Annotated in this window: 22 protein-coding genes; 13 read left to right on the top strand and 9 right to left on the bottom strand. The window is 63.2% G+C overall.

The window, feature by feature from the left end; genetic code table 11:
• Nucleotides 1-85: 85 nt before the first annotated feature.
• The gene (locus KYK29_RS13180; RefSeq protein ID WP_437437253.1) at nt 86-1,513 is read right to left on the bottom strand and encodes an ABC transporter substrate-binding protein; all 1,428 of its coding nucleotides are present in this window, start codon (nt 1,511-1,513) and stop codon (nt 86-88) included.
• Nucleotides 1,514-1,927: 414 nt separating this feature from the next.
• Between KYK29_RS13180 and KYK29_RS13175 the strand changes: the two genes are divergently transcribed.
• The 9 genes from KYK29_RS13175 to KYK29_RS13135 all read left to right on the top strand — a co-directional run bounded on the left by KYK29_RS13175 (nt 1,928) and on the right by KYK29_RS13135 (nt 10,053).
• Nucleotides 1,928-2,812: a sugar phosphate isomerase/epimerase family protein gene (locus KYK29_RS13175; protein WP_254691364.1), complete on the top strand. Its 885-nt coding sequence runs from the start codon at nt 1,928-1,930 to the stop codon at nt 2,810-2,812.
• A gap of 122 nt (nt 2,813-2,934) precedes the next feature.
• The gene (locus KYK29_RS13170) at nt 2,935-4,134 is read left to right on the top strand and encodes an ROK family transcriptional regulator (RefSeq protein WP_254691363.1); all 1,200 of its coding nucleotides are present in this window, start codon (nt 2,935-2,937) and stop codon (nt 4,132-4,134) included.
• Between the two features lie 188 nt (nt 4,135-4,322).
• Nucleotides 4,323-4,592: a hypothetical protein gene (locus tag KYK29_RS13165; protein ID WP_254691362.1), complete on the top strand. Its 270-nt coding sequence runs from the start codon at nt 4,323-4,325 to the stop codon at nt 4,590-4,592.
• Nucleotides 4,593-4,594: 2 nt separating this feature from the next.
• Nucleotides 4,595-5,323 (top strand): SDR family oxidoreductase, encoded by a 729-nt coding sequence (locus KYK29_RS13160; RefSeq protein WP_254691361.1) that lies wholly within the window; start codon nt 4,595-4,597, stop codon nt 5,321-5,323.
• 88 nt (nt 5,324-5,411) lie between these two features.
• Entirely contained in the window at nt 5,412-6,305 is an 894-nt protein-coding gene (locus KYK29_RS13155) for an ROK family protein (RefSeq protein WP_254691360.1), read from the top strand.
• A gap of 23 nt (nt 6,306-6,328) precedes the next feature.
• The gene (locus tag KYK29_RS13150; protein ID WP_254691359.1) at nt 6,329-7,120 is read left to right on the top strand and encodes an inositol monophosphatase family protein; all 792 of its coding nucleotides are present in this window, start codon (nt 6,329-6,331) and stop codon (nt 7,118-7,120) included.
• Between the two features lie 40 nt (nt 7,121-7,160).
• Entirely contained in the window at nt 7,161-8,237 is a 1,077-nt protein-coding gene (locus KYK29_RS13145; protein ID WP_254691358.1) for a Gfo/Idh/MocA family protein, read from the top strand.
• Nucleotides 8,237-9,076 carry a sugar phosphate isomerase/epimerase family protein gene (locus KYK29_RS13140; protein WP_254691357.1) on the top strand — a complete coding sequence of 280 codons (840 nt, stop codon included), beginning with the start codon at nt 8,237-8,239 and terminating at the stop codon, nt 9,074-9,076. Before KYK29_RS13145 ends, KYK29_RS13140 begins: the two co-directional genes overlap by 1 nt.
• The gene (locus tag KYK29_RS13135) at nt 9,073-10,053 is read left to right on the top strand and encodes an ROK family protein (RefSeq protein ID WP_254691356.1); all 981 of its coding nucleotides are present in this window, start codon (nt 9,073-9,075) and stop codon (nt 10,051-10,053) included. The genes KYK29_RS13140 and KYK29_RS13135 overlap by 4 nt, the downstream gene beginning before the upstream one ends.
• Before the next feature lie 19 nt (nt 10,054-10,072).
• On the opposite strand, the gene KYK29_RS13130 is transcribed toward KYK29_RS13135, so the two are convergent.
• The 3 genes from KYK29_RS13130 to acs form a co-directional block, all read right to left on the bottom strand.
• Nucleotides 10,073-10,834 carry a hypothetical protein gene (locus KYK29_RS13130; protein ID WP_254691537.1) on the bottom strand — a complete coding sequence of 254 codons (762 nt, stop codon included), beginning with the start codon at nt 10,832-10,834 and terminating at the stop codon, nt 10,073-10,075.
• A gap of 77 nt (nt 10,835-10,911) precedes the next feature.
• Entirely contained in the window at nt 10,912-12,384 is a 1,473-nt protein-coding gene (locus KYK29_RS13125; RefSeq protein WP_254691355.1) for an amidohydrolase family protein, read from the bottom strand.
• Nucleotides 12,385-12,540: 156 nt separating this feature from the next.
• Nucleotides 12,541-14,493 (bottom strand): acetate--CoA ligase, encoded by a 1,953-nt coding sequence (gene acs / locus KYK29_RS13120; protein ID WP_254691354.1) that lies wholly within the window; start codon nt 14,491-14,493, stop codon nt 12,541-12,543.
• 237 nt (nt 14,494-14,730) lie between these two features.
• Here acs and KYK29_RS13115 point away from each other — a divergent pair, with 237 nt between their 5' ends.
• Nucleotides 14,731-15,429, top strand: coding sequence for a DUF1013 domain-containing protein (locus KYK29_RS13115; RefSeq protein ID WP_254691353.1), 699 nt, complete (start codon nt 14,731-14,733; stop codon nt 15,427-15,429).
• 193 nt (nt 15,430-15,622) lie between these two features.
• Here KYK29_RS13115 and KYK29_RS13110 read toward each other — a convergent pair whose 3' ends face one another.
• Nucleotides 15,623-16,282, bottom strand: coding sequence for a YggS family pyridoxal phosphate-dependent enzyme (locus KYK29_RS13110; RefSeq protein WP_254691536.1), 660 nt, complete (start codon nt 16,280-16,282; stop codon nt 15,623-15,625).
• A 191-nt stretch (nt 16,283-16,473) separates the two neighbouring features.
• Between KYK29_RS13110 and leuS the strand changes: the two genes are divergently transcribed.
• Genes leuS through holA form a run of 3 tightly spaced genes read left to right on the top strand, consistent with a single transcriptional unit; the run spans nt 16,474 to nt 20,663 of the window.
• Nucleotides 16,474-19,104, top strand: a complete 2,631-nt coding sequence (gene leuS / locus KYK29_RS13105) for a leucine--tRNA ligase (protein WP_254691352.1) — start codon at nt 16,474-16,476, stop codon at nt 19,102-19,104.
• On the top strand, nt 19,091-19,615 hold the full coding sequence (locus KYK29_RS13100; protein WP_254691351.1) for an LPS assembly lipoprotein LptE: 525 nt from the start codon (nt 19,091-19,093) through the stop codon (nt 19,613-19,615). Before leuS ends, KYK29_RS13100 begins: the two co-directional genes overlap by 14 nt.
• A 7-nt stretch (nt 19,616-19,622) precedes the next feature.
• Entirely contained in the window at nt 19,623-20,663 is a 1,041-nt protein-coding gene (gene holA / locus KYK29_RS13095) for a DNA polymerase III subunit delta (RefSeq protein WP_254691350.1), read from the top strand.
• 116 nt (nt 20,664-20,779) lie between these two features.
• Here holA and KYK29_RS13090 read toward each other — a convergent pair whose 3' ends face one another.
• The 4 genes from KYK29_RS13090 to mnmG are packed head-to-tail and all read right to left on the bottom strand — an operon-like array spanning nt 20,780 to nt 25,026.
• Nucleotides 20,780-21,670 carry a ParB/RepB/Spo0J family partition protein gene (locus KYK29_RS13090; RefSeq protein ID WP_254691349.1) on the bottom strand — a complete coding sequence of 297 codons (891 nt, stop codon included), beginning with the start codon at nt 21,668-21,670 and terminating at the stop codon, nt 20,780-20,782.
• A 24-nt stretch (nt 21,671-21,694) separates the two neighbouring features.
• Entirely contained in the window at nt 21,695-22,489 is a 795-nt protein-coding gene (locus KYK29_RS13085; protein WP_254691348.1) for a ParA family protein, read from the bottom strand.
• 15 nt (nt 22,490-22,504) lie between these two features.
• A complete protein-coding gene (gene rsmG, locus KYK29_RS13080) occupies nt 22,505-23,140 on the bottom strand; it encodes a 16S rRNA (guanine(527)-N(7))-methyltransferase RsmG (RefSeq protein WP_254691347.1) in 636 nt (211 codons plus the stop codon).
• On the bottom strand, nt 23,137-25,026 hold the full coding sequence (mnmG, locus tag KYK29_RS13075) for a tRNA uridine-5-carboxymethylaminomethyl(34) synthesis enzyme MnmG (protein WP_254691346.1): 1,890 nt from the start codon (nt 25,024-25,026) through the stop codon (nt 23,137-23,139). The genes rsmG and mnmG overlap by 4 nt, the downstream gene beginning before the upstream one ends.
• Nucleotides 25,027-25,071 lie beyond the last annotated feature (45 nt).

The following is a 25,071-nucleotide window of genomic DNA, read 5'->3' as shown; positions in this document are numbered from 1 at the left end:
CACCGCGATCCCTCGCGCCGCCGCCTCCGGTCAAGGCGGGATCGCCGCCGGCCGATGACGGCGGCGATCCCGGACGGTTGGTGTCTTACTTGCGGTAACCGAGGTTGGTGAGTTCCTTTTCCGTAGCCTGCGCCATCTGATCCAGACCCTCGTCCGGACCGATCTGGCCGGTCAGGATCTTGTAGAAGATCGACGCGCAGACCTCGCGGACCTGGGCATGGAAGGGGAAGGGCGGCGCGCCGGCGAAAAGCTTGCCCTCGTCCTTCAGCATCGTGTAGTAGCCGCCGAGCCTGGCATCCATCTCCTTCACGGCCGGATCGTCATAGGTCGCCGTGTTGGTGATGCGCGGCGCGGCGACGGCCCAGCCGCTCTGGACGGAATCCTGTCCGATATATTGCAGGAAGAGCAGAGCCGCATCACGGTTCTTCGACGTCACCGGAAGCCCGAAGGCGCCGCCGTCGTAATAGCCGATATAGCCCTTGCCGGATTCCGCGTCGGCCATCACCCCATCGGAGACCGGCGGCAGGGCGACGCCGACCTTGTCGACAACCTTGGACTTTTCGGCGTCCGATGCGATCCAGGCCGCGTTCTCGCCATAGACCAGGCCCTGCGCGGCACGGCCGGCGGCAAATGTGCTGGCGACCTCCGTCCAGGTGCTGGCGGCCGATTCCGGCGGCGCTATATCGCGCAGATGCAGCCAGTATTTCAACGCGGCCTTGGCCTCGTCGCTGTTCATCGAGCCGCCATTCTCGACGGTGGCGGCATAGTTCTTCTCCGCGTTGATGCCCCAGTTGTAGACGCCGAAGGTCGGGGCGACGGATTCGACATATTCATACCAGGACGCCGGATGCCCGGTATGGGCCTGGGCGGTGGTGCCCCAGAGGTCGAGGCCGTTCTCCTTGCCGTATTCGGTGAAGAACTCGGCGATCTGGGTATAGTCCTCATGGGTCTTGGCCGGCGCGAGATCCTTGCCGGTCTTGGCCTTGAAAGCCTCCTGGATCTTCGGATCCTCGAAAAGGTCCTTGCGGTAGAGATAGATCTTGATGAACGCCTCCATCGGCACGCCGAAGAGGTCGCCGTTCTCGCCCCGGAAATAGTTCGCGAAGGTCGTGAAATGCGATTCATCGAATCCCGGGGCCTTCAGCGAGGGATCGTCCTTCAGGCTTTGGGTGACATCGACGAGAAAGTTGCGGGCGAGATAGGCGTAGACGATATCCTGTTCGATGTAGATCATGTCATAGATGCCGGTCTTGGCTTCCATGTCCTTGATCGCCTTGTCGTACATCTGGTCCCAGGACGTCGTCTCGATCTCCACCTTGATGCCGGTCTTCTCCTCGAATTCGGGCGCAAGGACATCCTTGATATAGTTGGAGGGCGGCGTGCTCTCCGTGACGCCGTGCAGGGTGACGCCCTTGAACTTCGCCCCCGCATCCGACCAGAAATCGGCGAACGCGGGCGCCGTGCTTGCCATCAGGCCGGCGACGAGCGCGACCATGCCCATTCTCAATCTCATATTCATCTGTTTCCTCCCAGGACAACGATAAGGATTGCGGCAGCACATCCGCACGCCTGTCGAAGCGGCGGATCGCCGGGCGCGCTCCGACAGCTCCTCTCAGCCGGAACGCCCTGTCATCGGGTGTAACCGATCTTGATGATCGGTGCAATATTTGTTGCCTAAACTTTCAAATGAGGATTGCCCTATGAATTCCCGCCGAAGGACGGGAGTATATGAGCCTTTGCCCGATCGGAGAGCTTTCGCCAATTCAGAGAAAATGCCGCCAACCGGCTGAAACGCACGGATTCCAGCGCCCTCCCACCCCCATTTCCAACAGGGGGAAGATCTTCGGCAAGCGCGGAAGAACGCTTGACACATCTCCGTAAAGATATTTTGTTGCGTATAACATCAAATATGGAGCCGGAGGATACCATGGCGCGACTGGGCATTCATTCATTCGTCTGGACGGATGGGGGAACGGAGGATTCGCTGATCGATGCGATGGAGAAATCCGCGGCCAGCGGCTACCGGCTGATCGAGCTGGCCTATCTGAAGCCGGAGAAGTTCAATCTCGACCGGCTCGGCCAGCGGGCGAAGGCGCTCGATCTGGATATCGCCGTCACCATGGGATTGCCGCCGGCCGCCGACGTATCGAGCGAGGATCCGGACGTGGTGAAGCGGGGGAAGGCCGTTCTTGCGGATGCGGTGCGGGCGGTGCGCGACATCGGCGGCTCCAAGCTCGGCGGCATCCTCTATTCCGCCCATACGAAATATGCCCGCACCCCCAGCGATCGCGGCCGTCGCAACAGTGTCGCCGCCATCGCCGGAACGGCGGAGATCGCGGACAAGGCCGGCGTCGATCTGGTGCTGGAAATCGTCAACCGCTTCGAGTCCAACCTGCTGAACACCGCTGCCCAGGGCCTGGCCTTCATCGCGGAAACCGGCTCCGATACGGTGCGCCTGCATCTCGACACGTTCCATATGAACATCGAGGAGGCCAATCCGGCCGCCGCCATCCGGCTTGCCGGCGACAAGATCGGCTACTTCCATATCGGCGAGAGCAACCGCGGCTATCTTGGAGACGGGGTCATCGATTTCGACCGGATCTTCGATGCGTTGCTCGACATCGGCTATCGGCGCGACATCACCTTCGAATCCTTCTCCGGCGCGGTCGTCGATGAGGCTCTGACCGTCGCCTGCGCGATCTGGCGCGACACCTGGACGGACAACGGCCCGCTTGCCGCCCATGCAAAGCAGTTCATCGACCAGAAGATGGCCGAGGCCCGGCGACGGCGGGAAACCAATGCGCGGCCCTGAGGAATAAGGGCTGACGGATAGCGCCAAAAACGATAGATGCAACGCGCATGATGCGGCGGTCCGCTCCGATCCCGAACCGGCGGCGGCCCGCAGGACCCTTCTGCCAGAAACGAAAGCAGACCGTGATAGAACCGAACCTTCTCGCCAGTTCACCGCGGAAGATACGCCAGGCCAACGAGATCGCCGCCTTGCAGGCGCTGCATCGCGCCCGGCAGTTGAGCCGCGCCGATCTGGCGCGGATCCTCAACCTGAATCGCTCGTCTTCCGGCCACATCATCGCGGAACTGACGGCGGCGGGCATGGTGCGGGAAGTCCAGGAGGCGCGCGAGGCGCGACCCGGCCGTTCCCGGGTCGGCCGCCCCGGCGTCATGCTAGAGCTGGTGCCCGACGCGGTCTTCTTTCTCGGCATCGAGCTTGGCGTCGAGCATATCAGCACCGTGGAGATCGATCTGCGCGCCGATATCGTGCGCACCCGCACCGATCCTTTCGACGGTCCCACCCACAGCGTCGAGGACGCCATCCGCCACGCGGTGAAGCTTGCATGCGCCGATCTTCCGCCGGACCGTCTGGCGCAATGCGAAGGGATCGGCATTTCCACGCCCGCCCAGTTCACCCTCGACGGCATCGTCCATCTTGCGCCGCTGCTCGGCTGGAAAAACGTCAACCTCACCGAACTCGCCTTGCGCCATCTTCCCTTCCAGGCGCCGGTGCATGTGGAAAACGACGCCAACGCCTTCGCCATCGGAGCCGCCTATGACGACGCCGAAATCCATAGCGGCGTCACCTTGTTCGTCGTCATGGAAAGCGGCGTCGGAAGCGGCATCCTCATCGACGGCAAGCTTTTTCGCGGCGGTCACGGCCTTGCCGGCGAAATCGGCCACATGCACGCCGAAGGCAAGCCCGGGCAGGGCCGCAGTCTCGAGCAGATCGTCGGGCTGACGAGCATTCTTGCCGAATACCGGACGGTGACCATGCGTCCGGCCGCAAGTTTCGACGATTTCCTCGCCGACGTGCGCGACCGCGCGCCCGACGCCGTCTCCATCGCGGAAGGATGGGCGAAGGCGCTTGCCTATGCGCTGGTGCAGACCTGTCGCATCGTCGACGCCAACCGCATCGTCCTCGGCGGCTCCGTCGCCCAGCTCTATCCGCTGGTCGCAGCCCGCCTGATCGCCCATATGCAGGCGGCCCAGAGCAGCGGCTTTCCCTTGCCCGTCGTGCAGTTGAACCCGCGCGCCGACCTCGGCTCGGCCTTTGGCGCCGCCTGCCTCATGCATCAGCGCTATCTTTCGCTGGAAAGTCCCCGTCTCTACGGCGACGGGTGAAAACATCTATTTGTTGTGATATGACGCAATGCAGCATAAAATACTGCATTGCGGTCCCCATTCTGCCGCTTGTGGCAGGCCTGTTTCTCCGCATTGCATTTTCATCCGCACAATATGTTGCTTAAAAATACAATTTGACTAACATGGTTTTACCAAAAGGATGAAATCGCAAGATCGACGTGACGCCCATGCATGCCGACCAGCCAAACCGGAATAGCGGACCGGGTTCCGACCACCTCGGACCGACGATCACGATCAGGGAGATCCCGGTCGAGATCATGGCTCTTGAAAAAGAGGGGAGATTCCGTCGGCCGCTGGTGCTGAGCGGCCCTTACGCCGGCGATGCACCGGCAATTTTCATCAGTCGATGCGCAGCGGCGGCACCGGCCTTGTCGCCTGCACGGGCGCTGATTGACCGGCATCGGCCGGCGGGCAACGAATTTCGGGAGGAGATATGAACATGGCGGAATCGCTTGACGGAAAAGTGGTCGCAATCACCGGCGCAGCGGGAGGTATCGGCCTTTCCTGCGCAAGGGCCTGTATCGAGGCGGGGGCGACGGTCATCCTGATCGACCGGGCGGAAGAGGAACTGGCGACGGCCTGCGCGGAGCTCGGCGCCGGCGCTATCCCGCTTACCGTCGACCTGCTCGACAACGGCAGCATCGACCGGATGATGCCGGCGATCCTTGAGCGGGCGGGGCGGCTCGACGTTTTCCACGCCAATGCCGGCAGCTATATCGGCGGCGACCTGGTCGACGGCCATCCGGACGCTTTCGACCGGATGCTGCAACTCAACATCAACGCCGTCTATCGCAGCGTCCATTCCGTGCTGCCGCACATGATCGGCCGCAAGACGGGCGATATCGTCATCACCACCTCGGTCGCCGGCTACGAGCACATCCCCTGGGAGCCGGTCTATTCCGCCTCCAAGCACGCCGTGCTGACGCTTGCCTATACGCTCCGCCGCCAGCTGATCAAACACGGCATCCGCGTCGGCTCGATTGCGCCGGGCCCGGTCATCACCGGCCTCCTGAAGGACTGGCCGAAGGAAAATCTTGAAAAGGCGAAGGCCAACGGCAGCCTGATCGAGCCGTCCGAAGTGGCCGAGGCGCTGCTCTTCATGCTGACGCGCCCGCGCAACGTCACCATTCGCGATATCGTCATCCTGCCCGCCAGCCAGGATATCTGATCGGCCGCCACCGCGACGACGAAGGGAGATCATCCATGCGTTTCCGGAATCGCTTCCGGGCCGCCGAAGAAAGCGGGGGAGGAAGAGGATGCTGATCGGGATCGACTGGGGTGGTACGAAGATCGAGGCCGTCGCCATGGAGCGGGACGGCCGCGAACTGGCGCGGCTGCGCCGCGATACGCCCCGTCACGACTATGCCGGCTGCATCCGCATCATCGTGGAGCTGATCGATGCGCTGGAGGCCAAAACCGGCCGTGACGGAACGATCGGCATCGGCATTCCCGGCAGCCTCGAACCGGTAAGCCGGCGCGGCAAGGGGGCAAGTTCCACCTGGCTGCTCGGCCAGCCGGTGGAAAAGGATCTGCGCGAGGCCATCCGGCGCGAGATCCGCGTCGAAAACGACGCTGACTGTTTCGCGGCCTCCGAGGCGGCCGACGGCGCGGGCGTCGGCCACAATGTGGTTTTCGCCGTCATCCTGGGGTCCGGTGCCGGCGCCGGCATCGCCATCGGCGGCAAGGCGCATCACGGTCCCAACAACAGCGCCGGCGAATGGGGGCACAATCCTCTGCCCTTTCCCGATGTGACGGAAATACCCGGCCGGGCCTGCTATTGCGGCCGTCACGGCTGCATGGAAACCTGGGTTTCCGGCCGCGCTTTCGAAGCCGAATATGCCCGCCATGCCGGCGAGGCTTCGAAGGCGCGCGACATCGTCGACAGGATGCGCAACGGCGACCGGCTGGCCCGGATGCTGTGGGAGCGCTATGTCGACCGGCTGGCGCGCGGTCTGGCGAGCGTGGTCAACACTCTCGATCCGGATGTGCTCGTCATGGGCGGCGGCATGTCGAATATCGACGAACTCTACGACGATCTGCCGGCAGCGCTCGGCAGGCGCATCTTCTCCACCGTCTTCCACACGCCGATCCGCCGCGCCGTCCATGGCGATGCGAGCGGCGTGCGCGGTGCCGCCCGTCTCTGGGCCTGATCCCTGTGCAAGGAGCTTCCGCCATGCCCGACACCGCCGGCCTTTCCGCCCGCTACGATTTCGCCCTCCGGCTCATTTCCGATGCCGGCGATCTCGCACGCGGCTATTTCCGCAAGCGGGACATCCTGACAATCCACAGCAAGGGCGTGCAGGACATGGCGAGCGAAGCCGATCTCAATACCGAACTGCTGATCCGCGAGCGCCTGGAAAAAGCCTTTCCGCAGGATGCCTTTCTCGGCGAGGAGACGGGACAGACCGCTTTCGGCCCGGGGCAGGGCATCTGGGTGGTGGACCCCATCGACGGAACGCAACCCTTCATTTCCGGGCTGTCCGGGTGGTGCGTGTCGATCGCCTTCGTGCAGGAAGGAGAATTGCGGTTCGGCATGGTCTATGCACCGGAAAGGGGCGAGCTGTTTGCAGGCGGCATCGGCTTTCCGGCAACGCTGAACGGTGAACCGGTCGGCAGGCATCCCGGCCGCAGCATCCGCGACGGCATGATCGCTTTCGGCTATTCGACGCGCCTGCCGGCCAGCCGTTTCCTGCCGGCCTTTTCCCGCTTTCTCGAACGTGGCGGCATGTTCTACCGCGACGGCTCGGGCGCGCTTGGCCTGTGCTATGTGGCGGCCGGCCGGCTGCTCGGCTATGCCGAGATGCACATCAATTCCTGGGATTGTCTCGGCGCGCTCGCCGTCATCCGCGCCGCCGGCCTGAAAACCAGCGACTTTCTCGCCGGCGACGGCCTCACCCGCGGCAATCCGCTGATCGCCGCCAATGAGGATGTTTACCGGGAACTGGCCGAGATCCTGCAAATCTGACGTCCACGCACAGACACAAAGCGGCCTGAAGGGTTTCGCCATGCCTCAAAAACAGGATCGACGGCTCCGCATCGGCGTTCTCGGCGCCGGCCAGATCGCACAGGCCGCCCATTTCGAAAGCTGCACCAAGGCGGCCAATGCCGACCTTCATGCGATCTGCGACGTCGCCGACGACCTGCGTGAGCGCATGGCGATCGTCCACGGCGCCCGCAAGACCTATGGCGACTACGACGCGATGCTGGCCGATCCCGAGATCGACGCCGTCATCGTCGCAACCGCTGACGCCTTCCACGTCCCGGCCGCGCTGCGGGCGCTGGAGGCCGGCAAGCACGTTCTCTGCGAAAAGCCGATGGGCGTCACCGTCGAAGAATGTCTGGACCTGAAGGCCGCTGCGGAAAAATCCGGCAAGATCTTTCAGGTCGGTCACATGAAGCGCTTCGACGCCGGGCTCCAGGCCGCAAGAGCCTTCATACGCGATGAGATGGACGGGATGATCGCACTCAAGGCCTGGTATTGCGACAGCACCCATCGCTACCCGATGACCGACGCCGTCCAGCCGCTGATCGTCACCAGCGGCCATGCGAAAAAGCCCGCCGCCGACCCGAAGGCCGACCGGCGGCGCTATTACATGCTGGCGCACGGCTGCCACCTGATCGATACGGCGCGCTATCTTGCCGGCGACATCGTCTCGGTAAGGGCGCGCCTTCTGGAACGCGCCGGCATCCGATGCTGGTTCGTGGATTTGGAATTCGCCTCCGGCGCGCTCGGTCATCTCGATCTCACCGTGCAGGTCCGCATGGACTGGCACGAGGGCTTCCAGATCTACGGCGAGAACGGCAGCATTCTCGGCAAGACCTATAACCCCTGGTATTACAAGACCAGCGAGGTCGACATTTTCCGCGAAGCCGATGGCGCGACGCACCGCGTTCTGGGCGCGGACGGCCATTTCTACCGGCGACAGGTCGAGGGTTTTGCGCGCACCATCCTCGATGGCGCGCCCATGGAAGGCGCGAATATCGACGACGGCCTCGCCTCGGTGCGCGCCATGGTCGCCATCGCCCGTTCGGTCGAAAGCGGCAGGGCCGTCGCGCTCGCCGATGTCATCGGTGGCGTCTGATGAAGCTCGGGATTTTCGCCAGAACATTTGAGGGAACGCAGCCGGGGGCGGTACTCGATGCCGTGGCCGGGGCGGGTTTCTCCGTCGCGCAATACAATATGACCTGCTCGGGCCTTGCCGCCATGCCCGATGTCATCGACGAGGCAGAGGCGCGTGCGGTATCCGAAGCGGCAAAAAAGACCGGCGTCGAAATCGCCGCCGTCTCCGGCACCTACAACATGATCCATCCGGATCAGGCGGTGCGCGAGGCCGGCCATTTCCGGCTTGCCGTTCTGGCGGAACGCAGCCATGTCATGTCGACCCGTCTGATCACACTCTGCACGGGCACGCGCGATCCGTTCGACCAGTGGAAGGCGCATCCAGACAATGACACGCCAGCGGCCTGGCGCGATCTCCTCGAAGCCATGGAAATCGCCATCGGCATCGCCGAACGCCACGACGTCGATCTCGGCATCGAGCCGGAACTTGCCAATGTCGTCAACTCGGCGGAAAAGGCCCGTCGGCTGATCGACGAGATGCAGAGCCCACGCCTCAGGATCGTGCTCGATCCCGCCAATCTCTTCGAGAAGGCGACACTCGACGAGCAGCGCAGGACCGTCTCCGCGGCGATCGATCTCCTCGCCGACCGGATCGTCATGGCCCATGCAAAGGACCGGACGGCGGACGGCGGTTTCGCCACGGCCGGAACGGGCGTTCTCGACTACGGCCATTATATCGCCGGGCTTGCGGCGGCCGGTTTCGACGGGCCCCTGATCGCTCACGGGCTTTTACCGGAGGAAGCACCCGGCGTCGCAGCCTTTCTCCGCGACCGGCTCCGGACCGCCGGGGCAAGCCGATGAACGCCTTCGGGCTTGCCGCCGAAGCCCCGGATATCGCGCTCGGCGTGGACCTCGGCGGAACGCGGGTGAGGGCGGCGCTCGTGACGGCGGGAGGACGAGTGCTCAGGCGGGCGGAGGAACGGACCGAGGCCCTTGGCGGCCCTGCACGCATCCTTTCGCAGATCGAAGATCTGGCAGGCCGGCTGATCGACGGGACGCGCACGCCTTGCCTCAAGGGCATCGGCGTTTCCCTGCCCGGGCCGATCGATACCGTCGCCGGCGTCGCCATGGAGATTCCGACGCTCCCGGGATTTGCCGGCGTTCCCCTGAAGGCGGAGCTGGAAAGGCGCTTTGCCTTTCCTGTCCGTCTGGAGAACGACGGCATCGCCGCGGCGATCGGCGAATGGCGCTTCGGAGCGGGCAGGGGACTTGAGAATCTTGTCTATGTCACTGTCAGCACCGGCCTCGGCGGCGGGGTGATCGCGGATGGCCGGGTCCTTCGCGGCCGCATGGGAATGGCCGGCCATATCGGGCATATGGCCTTCGTGCCGAACGGTCTGCCCTGCCCCTGCGGCAACCGCGGCTGTTTCGAGGCCTATGGCTCGGGAACAGCCTTCGCCCGTCGGGCGCAGACGGCCGCCCGACGGCACGGCAAGTCCCTTCTCGGCGGACATGGCGCCAGGATCGACAGCCGGAGTGTTTTCGCGGCAGCCAGAAACGGCGATCCTCTCGCAGGGCGGCTTGTCGACGAGGAAGCCGAAATCCTCGGCCGCGGCTTCGTGAGCCTGCTGCATGTGTTCAGCCCGGATATCCTCATCATGGGAGGCGGCCTTTCCCACGAGTTTTCCCGTCTGCTGCCGGGAATCCAGAGGTATATCGCCAGACGGGCGATGCCGGCTTTCCGGGAGGTGAAACTCGTGCGGGCCGCCCTCGGCCAGAATTCCGGCCTGATCGGCGCCGCCGCCCTGGCGCTGCCCGAACCGCTACGCCCGGAGTGAACGGGTGTAGCGCCGGTGCTCAGAAGCGCCAGGTCATGCCGAGAACCGGACCGTGCAGACGCGTGTCGTAGACATGTCCGCCATTGCGGTAATCGACGTCCAGCACCTTGTAGCCGGCCGAGAAGGAAAACTGATCGTTGACGATGTAATTGGCGGTCGCCAGCGCCGACCACGTAAAATCGGACCCCACGCCGAAGCCGCCGATATCCACCTGCGCCTGTAAGGAAAACGCCTGCGTGAGGGGCAGGAAGGCGCGTGCGCCGACGACCGGATCCACCCAGCCGAAACGCTCGCCGTAGCGGCGTGCGATACCGAGCCGGCTGGCGCTGACCGTCACATCGTTCGATATATGCCAGAAGCGCGCGCCACCGAGGACGTCCAGCGTGAATTCCGGCGTCCCGACCAGACGATAGCCACCCTGCACCGTCGCCATGAACTGGGTGCTGTCCACGCTGCCGCTGACAGTCGTTCCCGGGGGGATGGGAATGGGCAGCGGCAGGGGAGGCAAGGGGCCGGATGTGCGGCTATCGGTCGTATTCACATACATCACGTCGGCCGAAAGGACGAAACTCTCCTGGCGCGCCCAGAGATTGACGAAGCCGCCGAAATTGAGGTCGTCCATGATGTCGGAAAACCGCTTCTCGATACCGATCGTCGGACCATGCCGGAAGGGCGAGATATCGCCTGTAAAGCCGGCGGCCCACAGATAGGGCGTGATCTGCAAGACGAAGGCAGGCGGCTCCGTTTCGAGCGAAACGGGTTCCTCCAGCGGATAGATCACCGGTTCGGCGGCCTGGGCGACCTTTCCGCCGGAAAGGGCCGCAAGGAAAAGGACGGCGGCGCAGGCATGGCGGCTGTTCAAGGGATCCTGTCCTCTCGTGATACGAGCATGTTCTTATGCACACGCCCGTCCTTCATGATCAGTTTCATGCGACGTTCGGGGTCCGCGATGACGGAGATATCCTCAAGCGGATTGCCGTCGACCACCAGAATATCCGCATAGGCGCCGGCTTCGATACGTCCGAGCGGGCCGGGGTAGGGGTTGCGCGGCCCGGAAAGACCGGCAAGTTCGGCATTGCCGCTGGTCAGGAGCCGCAACACATCCGCTGGATCATACCAGCGGGAAAACTTGGCGAGTTGCCTGCCCTGGGTAAGGGTCCCTGCGGGATTGAACAGGATGTCGGTGCCGAGCGCCATTTTGACGCCGTGCTTGCGTCCCAGTTCGACGGCCCGCGCCGTTCCCTCCGCGATGCTCTTCTGCTGCGCCTGCTGCTCGGGCGAAGGATAGCGGTTGGCGTCCTCGTCGGCGAGAAAGGGCTGGATGCTCCACCAGGCCCCGGCGTCCGCCATGCGCATCACGGTTTCCTCGTCGGCAAGCTGGCCGTGCTCAATCGACTTCACACCGCTGTCGAGCGCCCGGCGGATTCCCGCCGACGTATAGGTATGGACGCAGACGTAGGTACCCCAGTCCGCCGCCGCCCCGACGGCCGCCCGCATCTCGGCCACAGAATATTGCAGCGCGTCGATCGGGTCGTAGCTGGAGGCGACCCCGCCGCCGCCCATGATCTTGATCTGGCTTGCGCCCAGCATGAGCTGCTCGCGCACGCAGCGCAAAACCTCCGCCTCGCCATCGGCAATGGCCGAAATCCCCGCCCGCTCGGCGACGCTCGGATCGCTTTGCGGCGTGCGCGGCAGATCCGTACGCATGCGGAAATCACCATGTCCCGAGGTCTGCGAGATCATCGCACCGGACGGGTAGATGCGCGGGCCGGGGATACGCCCCTCGTCGATCGCCCGCTTGAGGGCAAAGGACGGACCGCCCACGTCGCGAACCGTCGTGAAGCCGCGCAACACCGTCCGTTCGGCCTGCTGCGCGGCGACCAGATGGATATAGGGAATATCCGCAGTCATCGCCGCCATCTGCGAAATGCCCGCGAGGATCGAATGCCAATGGGCGTCGATCATGCCGGGCATCAGCACCCGGCCGCCGCCGTCGATGACATCGGCGTCTGCGACGGTATCGGCGGCCGCGACCAGCGCCCTGATCCGGTTTTCCACCACGAGGACGCCCTTGCCATCGACAAGCCTGCCGTTCACCCCGTCGAATATTCTGACGTTGCTGATAAGGACCGGCCGGGAGGGAGCTTCGGCGAAGGCCGGGCCGGCAAGGCCGAGAGCGGAGGTCGCAAGGCTCGCCGCAACACCCTTCAGCACCGAACGGCGCGACAGTCCCTGATCAATCCGGGCGAACAGCGATTGGGCCTGCGCGCTATGGCAGGCGCAGGTCGCGCCATGAATGAAATGCCGATACCTGTTGCCGGGACGAAACATCGCACTGTCTTCCCCCTGATCGTCAAAGGTCAGGACTTTATGCCAAAGGGGCCTGCGCCGATCAACCGGCCTCATCCTTGCCGAAGGGATCGCCGCAAACCGCGCACCCTGCCGCAAGGAGATCGCCGCCGGCTGCAGCCGGCGGCGCGAATGTCCTCAACCGGCCTTGTTCTGCCGGTTCTCGATCAGATCGTCGACCACCGACGGATCGGCGAGCGTCGACGTATCGCCGAGCGCCCCGAAATCGTCCTCGGCGATCTTGCGCAGGATACGCCGCATGATCTTGCCGGAGCGGGTCTTCGGCAGGCCGGGCGCAAACTGGATCTTGTCCGGCGTGGCGATGGGGCCGATTTCCTTGCGCACATGCTTGACGAGGTCCTGGCGCAAGGCGTCGTTGCCCTCCTCGCCGGCCATCAGCGAGACATAGCAATAGATGCCCTGGCCCTTGAGGCTGTGCGGATAACCGACGACGGCGGCTTCCGAGACAAGGTGATGCGAAACGAGCGCCGATTCGATTTCGGCGGTGCCGAGGCGGTGGCCCGAAATGTTGAGCACGTCGTCGACGCGGCCGGTGATCCAGTAATAGCCGTCCTCGTCGCGCCGGCAGCCGTCGCCGGTGAAATATTTCCCCTTGTAGGTGGAGAAATAGGTTTCGACGAAGCGCTTGTGATCGCCGTAGACCGTTCGCATCTGGCCCGGCCAACTGTCGGCGATGCAAAGGTTGCCATCGGCCACGCCCTCCAGAACATGCCCCTCGCTGTCGACGATTTCCGGCTTGATACCGAAGAAGGGGCGGGTCGCGGATCCGGGTTTCAGCGTCGTCGCGCCAGGCAGCGGCGAGATCAGGATGCCGCCGGTCTCGGTCTGCCACCAGGTATCGACGATGGGGCAGCGTTCCTCGCCGACGACAGTATAGTACCATTCCCAGGCTTCGGGATTGATCGGTTCGCCAACCGACCCGAGAAGCCGCAGCGTCGAGCGGGACGAACGCTTGACGAAGCTGTCGCCGGCGCCCATCAGCGCGCGGATCGCCGTCGGCGCAGTATAGAAGATATTGACCTTATGCTTGTCGACCACTTCCCAGAAGCGGCCGGCATCCGGGAAGTTCGGCACGCCCTCGAACATCAGCGTGGTGGCGCGGTTGGCGAGCGGACCGTAGACGATATAGGAATGGCCGGTGACCCAGCCGACGTCGGCGGTGCACCAGTAGATATCGCCGTCCCGGTAATCGAAGACATATTTATGCGTCATCGCGGCGAAGACCAGATAGCCGGCGGTCGTATGCAGAACGCCCTTCGGCTTGCCGGTCGACCCGGAGGTATAGAGGATGAAGAGGGGATCCTCGGCCTTCATCCTCGCCGGCGGACAATCGCGCGCAACGCTGGCGGTTTCCTCGTGATACCAGAGGTCCCGGCCGGGGGCCCAGCCGGTCTTTCCGCCGGTGCGCCGCACCACGAGCACCTTGTTGACCAGCACATGCTGCTTGGCGGCAAGATCGATGGCGGTATCGGTGTTTTCCTTGAGCGCGATCGGCCGGCCGCCGCGAACACCTTCGTCACAGGTGATGACGAAGGTCGATTCGCAGTCGACGATGCGGCCGGCAAGCGCATCCGGCGAGAAGCCACCGAAGACGACGGAATGCACCGCTCCGATCCGCGCGCAGGCGAGCATGGCGTAGGTCGCTTCCGGGATCATCGGCATATAGATGGTGACGCGGTCGCCCTTCTTCACGCCATGCTTCTTCATGACGTTGGCGAGACGGCAGACATGCTCGTGGAGTTCGTTATAGGTGATCTTCTTGTCGATATAGGGATTGTCGCCTTCCCAGATGATGGCGACCTGATCCCCATGCGCCTTCAGGTGGCGGTCGATGCAGTTATAGGACACATTGGTGATGCCGTCCTCGAACCACTTGATCTGCGCCTTGCCGGTGAAAGCGGTGTTCTTGACCTTCGTATAAGGCTTGAACCAGTCGATGCACATGCCGTGCTTGTCCCAGAACCGCTCCGGATTCTCGACGCTCTCGCGATACCACGCCTCATAGGTGTCGTTGTCGATCAGCGTCCGGCTCTTTGCGGATTTCAGGACCGGGTAGGTCTTCGTGGACATGAACTCCTCCATCTCTATGCAAATCGCAGGGAGGGTTACGGCGACGCAACGCCTCTCGCGTATTTTCGCGCCATTCATAGCAGGTCACGGCTTCAGGGCAATTAGACGTCGATCATTTGGCGCTTGAAGAATTGCATTTCCGCCGCACTGGCGTTATTGACTGGAAAATTCCCGGAACATAGTGGTTACTATCCACGGCCCGCGACACCGGCGCGGACGTACAAGAGGACTATACCCATGGCTCAACAACTGCTCATGCCCAAGGCGACTGCCGTCTGGCTGGTCGACAATACGGCCCTGTCGTTCGAACAGATCGCGCAGTTCTGCAAGGTGCATCCGCTCGAGGTCAAGGCCATCGCCGACGGCGAAGCCGCTCAGGGGATCAAGGGCCTCGACCCCATCGCCACCGGTCAGCTGTCGCGCGAGGAGATCGCGCGCGCCGAATCGAATCCGAATTACAAGCTGAAGCTTTCCGAACCGAAGGTCCGCGTGCCGGAATCCAAGCGCAAGGGCCCCCGCTACACGCCGGTCTCCAAGCGTCAGGATCGCCCCAACGCCATCCTCTGGCTCGTGCGCAACCATCCGGAACTCAAGGATGCGCAGATTTCCCGCCTCGTCGGCACCACCAAGTCGACGATCGAGCAGATCCGTGACCGCACCCATTGGAATTCCGCCAACCTGACGCCGATGGATCCGGTCACCCTTGGTCTCTGCTCGCAGATCGACCTCGACCTGGAAGTCGAACGCGCCTCCAAGGGTCGGCCGCTGCCGACGGCGGCGGAAGCCGGCGCGACGCTGGAATCCGCGCAGGAAACGGAAAAGCTGCCCTATAGCGACCGGGACGATGAAAAGGAGATCGACGCCGACGCCGTCTTCGCCAAGCTGAAGTCGCTCAAGTCCGCCGATCCCCAGGAGGACGAGGACGACAAGTTCTGACCGCCTTCGAAGGCCGATCCCCAAAAAACCCGCCACACCCCGGCGGGTTTTTTTATGCCTTCCGGGCGGCGGCGGCCGGAAACCCCTGCCGTGCCGGACGCGCCAGGCGGTGATTCACGTGAAACATTCCGCTTTTCCCGCCACATTCCTGCATCCGGCAGGGAGCTGGAAATCGCAGCCGGCCGGTGTCTTCTCAGCGCATGCCGAAAATGGCGGAGCCGACCCGCACGCTGGTCGCGCCAAGGGCGACTGCGGTCTCATAGTCCCCCGACATGCCCATGGAAAGCCGGTCGAGGCCGCAGCGTTGCGCAAGCTTGGCCAGAAGCGCGAAATGCGGGCCGGGATTCTCATCGGCCGGCGGAATACACATCAGCCCCTCGATGGAAAGCCCGAGCGTCTCACGGCAGAACGCGACGAATTTCTCGGCGTCATCCGGCGCGATACCGGCCTTCTGCGGCTCCAGCCCGGTATTCACCTGCACATAGAGCCGCAGCTTGCGGTCCTGACGCTGCATTTCCGTGGCGATGGCCCGCGCGATCTTTTCCCGGTCGACCGTTTCGATCACGTCGAACAGGGCCACGGCCTCGGCCGTCTTGTTCGATTGCAGCGGGCCGATGAGATGCAGTTCGATGTCGGGTGTCTCGGCGCGCAGGCCCGGCCATTTGCCCTGGGCCTCCTGCACCCGGTTCTCACCGAAAACACGCTGCCCGGCTTCGATCGCCGGACGGATCGCCGTCGCATCGAAGGTCTTGGAAACAGCGACAAGCGTTGTCCGGCCGGACGGGCGGCCCGCCTCCTGCGCCGCCTTTTCAATCCGCGTCCGCACATCCGTCAACCGGTCGCAAAGGTCCATATTCATTCTCCGTCGCCTGTATCTATTCCCCGGACCTAGCGAAACGGGCTCGTCTTGCCAAGCCGGGACATCGGCCGGACCCTTCATTCCGGGCCCGGAAAACTTGACGCTTCCCCGGTTTCGTGATGAAGGTCAGGCGACCTTATTTGCATGGGCGCATCGTCCCTCAAGACTTCCGGAACATCAAGAACATGGCCAGTGAACGCTACAATCCACGCGACGTCGAACCCCGTTGGCAGGCGAAATGGAGCGAAGAAGATGTCTTCGTGACAAAAAACGACGACCCGCGCGAGAAGTATTATGTGCTGGAGATGTTCCCCTATCCCTCCGGCCGCATCCACATGGGCCATGTGCGCAACTATGCGATGGGCGACGTCGTCGCGCGCTACAAGCGCGCCCGCGGCTACAACGTATTGCATCCGATGGGCTGGGACGCCTTCGGAATGCCGGCCGAAAACGCCGCCATGCAGAACAAGGTCCATCCCAAGGACTGGACCTACCAGAATATCGCAACCATGCGCAGCCAGCTGAAGTCGATGGGCCTGTCGCTCGACTGGTCCCGGGAATTCGCAACCTGCGACGTCGATTATTACCACCGCCAGCAGCATCTCTTCCTGGATTTTCTGGAAAAGGGCCTCGTCTATCGCAAGCAGTCCAAGGTGAACTGGGATCCGGTAGATCACACGGTTCTCGCCAACGAGCAGGTCATCGACGGGCGCGGCTGGCGGTCGGGCGCATTGGTCGAGCAGCGGGAACTGACGCAATGGTTCTTCCGCATCACCGATTTCAGCCAGGACCTGCTGGATTCGCTGGAAACACTCGACCAGTGGCCGGAAAAAGTCCGGCTGATGCAGAAAAACTGGATCGGTCGTTCCGAGGGCATGCTCGTGCGCTGGGAAATCTCCGACACGGCCGGCCTGACGGCTGAAAAGGACGTGACCGTCTACACGACGCGACCCGATACGCTGTTCGGCGCATCCTTCCTCGCCATTTCCGCCGATCATCCGCTGGCCCGCGAGGCGGCGGCGCAGAATCCGGCTATCGAATCCTTTGCGGAAGAATGCCGCCGCGCCGGCACCTCGATCGCCACGCTCGAAACCGCTGAAAAGAAAGGCATGGACACCGGCATCCGCGTGCGCCATCCCCTCGACGCCAGTTGGGAACTGCCCGTCTATATCGCCAACTTCGTGCTGATGGACTACGGTACGGGCGCGATCTTCGGCTGCCCCTCCGGCGACCAGCGCGACCTCGATTTCGCGCGCAAATACGATCTTCCGGTCGTGCCCGTCGTCATGCCGAAGGACGGTGACGCCGCCAGTTTCACAATAGGCGACGAAGCCTATGCCGGCGACGGCGTGATGATCAATTCCCGCTTCCTCGACGGGCTTTCCACCGGCGACGCCTTCGACGCCGTGGCAAAGACACTGACGTCGACAATGCTCGCCGGCGCCCCGCAGGGCGAGCGCAAGGTGAATTTCCGCCTGCGCGACTGGGGCATCTCGCGCCAGCGCTACTGGGGTTGTCCGATCCCGGTCATCCATTGCGACGATTGCGGCATCGTCCCGGTTCCCAAATCCGACCTGCCGGTCAGGCTTCCCGACGACGTCAGCTTCGACAAGCCCGGCAATCCGCTCGATCGCCATCCGACCTGGCGTCATGTCGCCTGCCCGGCCTGCGGCAAGGACGCCCGCCGCGAGACGGACACGATGGACACCTTCGTCGATTCGTCCTGGTATTTCGCCCGCTTCACGGCACCCTGGGAAAATGCGCCCACCGATCCGGCCGCCGCCGATGCCTGGCTTCCCGTCGATCAATATATCGGCGGCATCGAACACGCGATCCTGCATCTGCTCTATTCGCGCTTCTTCACGCGCGCCATGCAGGTCGCCGGTCATCTCGACCTCAAGGAACCCTTCAAGGGTCTCTTCACCCAGGGCATGGTCGTGCACGAGACCTATAGCCGCGGCGAGGGCGCGAAACGCGAATGGGTCACGCCGGCCGAAATCCGCATCGACGACGCCGACGGAACGCGCCGCGCCGTCCATCTCGAAACCGGCGAGCCGATCGCCATCGGCTCCATCGAGAAGATGTCGAAGTCGAAGAAGAATGTCGTCGATCCCGATGACATCATCGCTTCCTATGGCGCGGATACCGCCCGCTTCTTCGTTCTGTCCGATTCGCCGCCGGATCGCGACGTCATCTGGTCGGAAGCAGGCGTCGAAGGCGCGCTCCGCTTCGTCCAGCGCGTCTGGCGTCTCGTTTCGGAAGCCGCTCCGACGCTGAAATCGGCCGATAACCGGCCCGGTTCGAGCGGCGAGGCCCTTGTCATTTCGCGCGCCGCCCACCGGACGCTGAAGGCCGTGCAGGCGGATTACGACAAGCTCGCCTTCAACAAGGCCGTCGCCCATATCTACGAATTCGTCAATACGCTGGCAGGACCGCTGACGAATGCCGCGTCCGGCAAGCTGGACGAGGACCTGGCCGCCGCGCTTCGCGAGGCCGTCGGCATCCTCGTGCGGATCGTCGCGCCGATGACGCCGCATCTTGCGGAGGAATGCTGGCGGATCATCGGCGGCGAGGGGATCGTCGCGACCGTTGCCTGGCCGACCTATGACGAGAACCTGGTGGCCGAGAACGAAATCACGCTGCCGGTGCAGATCAACGGCAAGAAGCGCGCGGATTTGACAATCGCCCGCGACGCGGATCACAGTGCCGTGGAGCAGGCGGTGCTCGGCCTCGAAGCCATTCAGGCGGTGCTTGCCGGCAAGCAGCCGAAGAAGATCATCGTCGTGCCGCAAAGGATCGTGAATGTCGTCATCTGATCGAACAGTCCTCAAGCGGTCCGTCCGGATTGCCGCCGGGCTCGCGCTCGTCGTTCTCCTGGCGGGATGCCAGGTGCGTCCGCTCCATTCCACCGGATCGGCGGTCGGGAGCGAACTGGCCTCGGTTTCCGTCTCCGAATCCCGCGACCGGGTCGAGCAGCAGGTTCGCAACCACCTCGTCTTCCTGCTTGCCGGCGGCGCGGGCGAGCCCGCATCGGCGACCTATCAGCTCGATCTCAACGTCGCCTCGCGCACGGTGGGCGCGCTGCTCAACATCCGGACGGATATGGCGCGCGCCGGTCGGGTCGTCGTCTCCGCCGATTATAATCTGGCGAGGATCGACACCGGTGAGACCGTGGCCTCGGGCAAGCGCTCGACGCTTTCTCCGGTGGATTTCCCGGTCCAGGAGTTCGCCAAGCTGCGCGCCATCCGCGATGCGGAAAACCGTGCCGCACGTGAGCTTGCCGAAATCATTCGCGCCGATATCGCCGCCGCGCTCGCGCGGCGCTGAACGGGCCATGGCGGAGATCAAGTCGTACGAATTCGAGCGCTTCGCGGGGAAGCGCCCCTTAGCCGCGCGGCTCATCCTGATCTACGGTCCCGATCGCGGGCTGGTGTCCGAACGGGCCGCCACGCTTGCGGCGGCAAGCGGCGTCGATCTTGCCGATGCCTTCTCGGTGGTCAAGCTCGACGCGACCGACCTTTCCCACGATACCGGCCGTCTGATCGACGAGATGAATGCCATCGGCCTGTTCGGCGGCGACCGCCTTGTCTGGGTCCGGGGAGCAGCCAGCGAGAAGGGGCTTTGCGACGCATTTGCTTTTCTGGCCGGCGCGCCGGCCGGTCCTTCCACTCTGATCGTCGAGGCGGGCGACCTGAAAAAGGGGGCCACGCTACGCAAGATCGCCGAATCATCCGCCGCCGCCATCGCCATTCCCTGCTATGCCGATGACGGTCGCGCCCTTCAGACATTGATCGACCAGGAACTGGGAGAGGCCGGGCTGCGCATCGCTCCGGCGGCGCGCCAGCGGCTGACGGACGTGATCGGCGGCGACCGCCTCGCCTCCCGCAACGAATTGCGCAAGCTTGCGCTCTATTGCCGGGGCAGGGAACTGATCGAGGAAGCCGACGTGATGGAGATCGTCGGTGACGCCAGCGCGATCTCCACCGACGAAGCCGTCGACGCCATCCTGAAGGGCGATCGCGACGGTTTTCTCCATGCCATCCAGAAGATCGTGTCCTCGAAAACGCCGGTCTTCCTCGTCTTGCAGGGGTGCCTGCGTCAGTTCCAGCTTCTCGAGCTGATGCGTGCGGAAATGGACGAAAAGCGGCTGCCGGCCGCCCAGGCCGTTGCGACGCTCGGTCGCCATCTGCACTTCCGCCGCAAGCCGGTCATCGAGAATGCACTGAGAAACTGGTCGGCCGCCGCCATCCGCCGCGAGGCGAAGCGTCTTCAGGCGGCAATCCTGCAAAGTCGGCGACGACCCGCGCTCGAAGATACGATCGCCATGCAGACCATGCTCGCGACCGTTCTGCAATCCGCGCGAAAAGGCGGCTGAATCCGACTAAATAAGAAAGAGCAGGCGGGATATCGAAAAATTACCCCCGCTGCTCTATCCTCTTGTTTCTAAAGCCGTTCTTCGCGGAAACACCGGCCCCATGTCCCGGAAGAACGTCAGCGGCGCTCCAGAAGCCGGCAAACTTCCTCAAGCTGTTCGAGCGTCTTGTAGGAAATGCGCAGATAACCGCCGTTACCCTTGTGATTGACGCTGACATCGAGGCCGAGCACATCGGAAAGGCTGCGTTCAAGCGCCAGTGTGTCCGCGTCCTTTTCCGGCGTTCGCGTTGCCGCGACACCATGAGCGGGATCGGCTTGCGCCTTGATGTCGTTTTGCGCCAGCCGTTCCGTATCCCTGACCGATAGCCCCTTGGCCACGATCGTACGGGCAAGGCTGATCGGATCGGAGGTCGGAACCAGGGCGCGGGCGTGTCCCGCCGAAAGCGTTCCCGAGGCCAGCATATCGCGCACCGGCTCCGGCAATTTGAGAAGCCGCAGGCTATTGGCCACATGGCTGCGGCTCTTGCCGATGATTTCGCCGAGATCGTTCTGCGTATAGCCATGATCGGCGATGAGCAGTTCGTAGCCCATCGCTTCTTCCAGCGGATTGAGATCGGAGCGCTGGACGTTCTCGACGATGGCGATTTCCAGCGCCGTCCGGTCGTCGACATCGCGAATGATCACCGGAATCTCGATCAGTCCGGCAAGCTGCGCTGCGCGCCAACGCCGCTCGCCGGCGATGATCTCATAGCGGCTCTCCGCGATGGTCCGCACCACGACCGGCTGCACGATGCCATGCTGGCGCACCGAGGAGGCAAGATCCTGCAATTCCGATTCGTCGAAATATCGCCGCGGGTTGCGCGGATTGCGGCCGACGAACTCTATCGGAACCATGCGATCGGGATTGAGCGGCTGGCTTGCACCGGCCGCCGCGGGCATCTGGTCCATCTCGCCGATCAGCGCTGCAAGACCGCGACCGAGTCGCCTTTTCGAGTTGTCTTCATTCATGGACTCTACTCACACTTTCCGCCATCAAGCGGCCTTGCGCTGCCGCTCTCTCTGGATCACCTCGGACGCCAGCTGAAGATAGGCCTGACTTCCGGCGCATTTGAGATCGTAAAGGATCGCCGGCTTGCCGTAGGAAGGGGCCTCGGATACCCGCACATTGCGCGGAATGAGTGTATGATAGACTTTTTCACCCAAGTGGGTGCGAACATCGTTAACAACCTGTTGCGCCAGATTGTTGCGGGAATCGAACATGGTCAGCACGATCCCCTGGATATCGAGATAGGGATTGACCGTCCGCCGCACCTGATCGACGGTTTCCAGCAGTTGGCTCAACCCTTCCAGCGCGAAAAATTCGCATTGCAACGGCACCAGTACGGAATGGGCCGCCGCCAGGGCATTCATCGTCAGAAGATTGAAGGACGGCGGGCAATCCACCAGCACGTAGGAGTAGGCGCGGGCTTCGGGCGCAGCCAGGGCATTCTTGAGGCGGAAAACACGGTCGGCCTGCTGGGCGATCTCCATTTCCACCCCCAGCAGATCCATGGTCGAAGGAACGATGGAGAGATTCGGAACGACCGTATCCAGCGCCGTTTCCGCAACGCTGTGGCTACCGACAATCAGATCATAGGACGACAGCGCGCGATTGCGGCGATCGATGCCCAGCCCCGTGCTGGCATTGCCCTGCGGATCGAGATCGACGATCAGAACCCGCTCGCCGATTGCGGCGAGCGCTGTCGCGAGATTGATGGCTGTCGTGGTCTTGCCGACGCCACCCTTCTGGTTCGCTATGGTGATAATTCTGTTTTTCTCGCCTGCCATGGATATCCGCCAGTTCTACGAGGGTCTTCGCGACAGATTTGAAATCTCAAGCACGCACGAATCCTGCTCGATGATGCTTCGATGTTTTACCAGATCGAATTCCCAGCGACCAACGGCTTTATCGATCTCTTTCTGATAATCCCGGCCTTTGTGCAGAAAAAACCGCAGATCGGGGTTCTGTCCAGCCCAGGGGAAGCCAAAAGCCAGAAGGGTATCGAGATCCGCCAACGCCCGGGCGGACAGGGCGTCACAGGAGGGAATCTCTGCGGACGCTTCCTCGATCCGCATCGCATGGACGGATGCCCGCGCGCCGGTCTCGCGTATCGCCGTACGCAGGAAAGAGGCTTTCTTGTTGTTGCTCTCCACCAGATGAACCCATCCGTCCCCCTGTCCGGAAAGCAGGATTGCCGTAATGACGCCGGGAAACCCGCCCCCGCTGCCGAGATCCACCCATGTTTTCGGCCCGGGATAGAGCGCAAAGATCTGCGCGCTATCCGCGATATGCCGCTGCCAGACTTCCTCCATCGTCGACGGGGCGACAAGATTGATCGCCTTTGCCCATTTCTGAAACAGTGCGACGAAAGCGGTCAGACGGTCGTGCGTTTCACGTGAAACAGTCAGGTTGTAGAACTCCGGGAGAAGACTCGTCATTGCTGCACCATTCGCGCTACCTTTTCCTCCGGAAGACGCCGCAAATGCGCCAGCAACAATGTCAGCGCCGCCGGCGTCATACCTTCGACCCGCGCGGCTTGTGCCAGATTCGCGGGACGCGCGGTCTTCAACTTCTGCCGCAGTTCGATCGACAGACCCGGTAAGGTCGAATAGTCGAAATCGGCCGGAATCAAACGTTGCTCCTCCCGGCGGGTCTCGAGAATATCGCTCCGCTGGCGCTCCATATAGACCGCATAGCCGGCCTCGATCTCCATCGTCTCATGAAGACGCTGCGGAAAGCCTCCGAGCTCGGCCGGCCAGATGGCGGCCAGACGGCGATAGTCGATGTCCGGATAGGCAAGCAAATCGTAAGCGCTGCGGCGCACGCCATCCTGATTGATCCGGATACCGTGAGCGGCCGCTTCGTTCGGAGACAGCCGCAAGGACGACAGCCGCTCGCGAAGCACGGTCATTTCCCCGGACCACGCCTCGAACCGGGATTGGCGCGCCGACTGTACCAGGCCGAGGTCGAGTCCCAACGGCGTCAACCGCGCATCCGCATTGTCGGCGCGAAGCGACAGGCGATATTCGGCCCTCGATGTAAACATCCGATAGGGCTCGCTCACACCCCGGGAGGTGAGATCGTCGATCATCACCCCGATGTAGCTCTCCGTGCGGCTGAAGACATAACCCTCCTGACCGGCCGCCCGATAGGCGGCATTCAGCCCCGCGACCAACCCTTGCGCGGCCGCCTCCTCATAGCCCGTCGTCCCATTGATCTGCCCGGCCAGGAAAAGACCGGCGGTCCGCTTGACTTCCAGTGTCGGCGACAATTCGCGCGGGTCGACATGATCATATTCGATCGCATAACCGGGCTGAAGGATCTGCACACGCTCGAGGCCGGGAATCGTCCGGATAAAACGTTCCTGAATATCGGCGGGCAGCGAGGTCGAGATGCCGTTCGGATAGACCGTATGATCCGTCAGCCCTTCCGGTTCGAGAAAGATCTGATGACCGTCCCGCTCGCCGAATCGCACGATCTTGTCTTCGATGGACGGACAATAGCGCGGCCCGACACCCTCGATCTGTCCGGAGTACATCGCCGACAGGCCAATATTTTCCTCGATGATCCGATGGGTTTCCGCCGTCGTGCGGGTCACACCGCATTCGATCTGTGGCGTCTCGATCCGATCCGTCATGAAGGAAAAGGGCACCGGTTCATCATCGGCAGCCTGCCGCCCGACCCCGGACCAATCGATCGTACGGCCATCCAGCCGCGCCGGCGTTCCGGTTTTCAGCCGCGCCAGTGTCAGGCCGAGCCTCTGGAAGGTCGCGGACAGGCCGAGCGACGGTTCTTCGCCGACGCGCCCCGCTGGAATCTTTTCGGTCCCGATATGAATAAGGCCGCGCAAAAAGGTTCCGGTGGTCACCACAACCGCACCGCAGGCCAGCCGCCGGCCGTCCTTCATGATGACCGCTTCGACGCGCCCGTTGGCGAGATCAATATCGAAAGCATCGCCTTCGATGACGTCGAGATTGGCGACGGCGGCAATCTCGCCTTGCATGGTATCCCGATACAAATGACGATCCGCCTGCGTGCGCGGCCCGCGAACCGCCGGCCCCTTGCGGCGGTTCAGCAGTCGGAACTGGATTCCCGCCTTATCGGCGACGCGCCCCATCAGGCCATCCAGGGCGTCGACCTCGCGAACCAGATGGCCTTTACCAAGCCCTCCGATCGCCGGATTGCAGGACATAATCCCGATGGTCGCCTTCTGATGGGTGACCAGACCGGTTTTGGCGCCCAGACGCGCAGCCGCGGCCGCGGCTTCGGTCCCCGCATGACCGCCACCGATAACGATGACATCGTAACGCTGTTTATCCTTCATGGGTTCCTGCCTGTTTCACGTGAAACGTTCAAAACGACTCGCTCA

This window comes from Shinella daejeonensis (genome assembly GCF_024281235.1).
In the GTDB taxonomy this organism is placed as follows: Bacteria; Pseudomonadota; Alphaproteobacteria; order Rhizobiales; family Rhizobiaceae; genus Shinella; species Shinella daejeonensis.
This window is presented reverse-complemented; position numbering and strand designations above follow the sequence as displayed.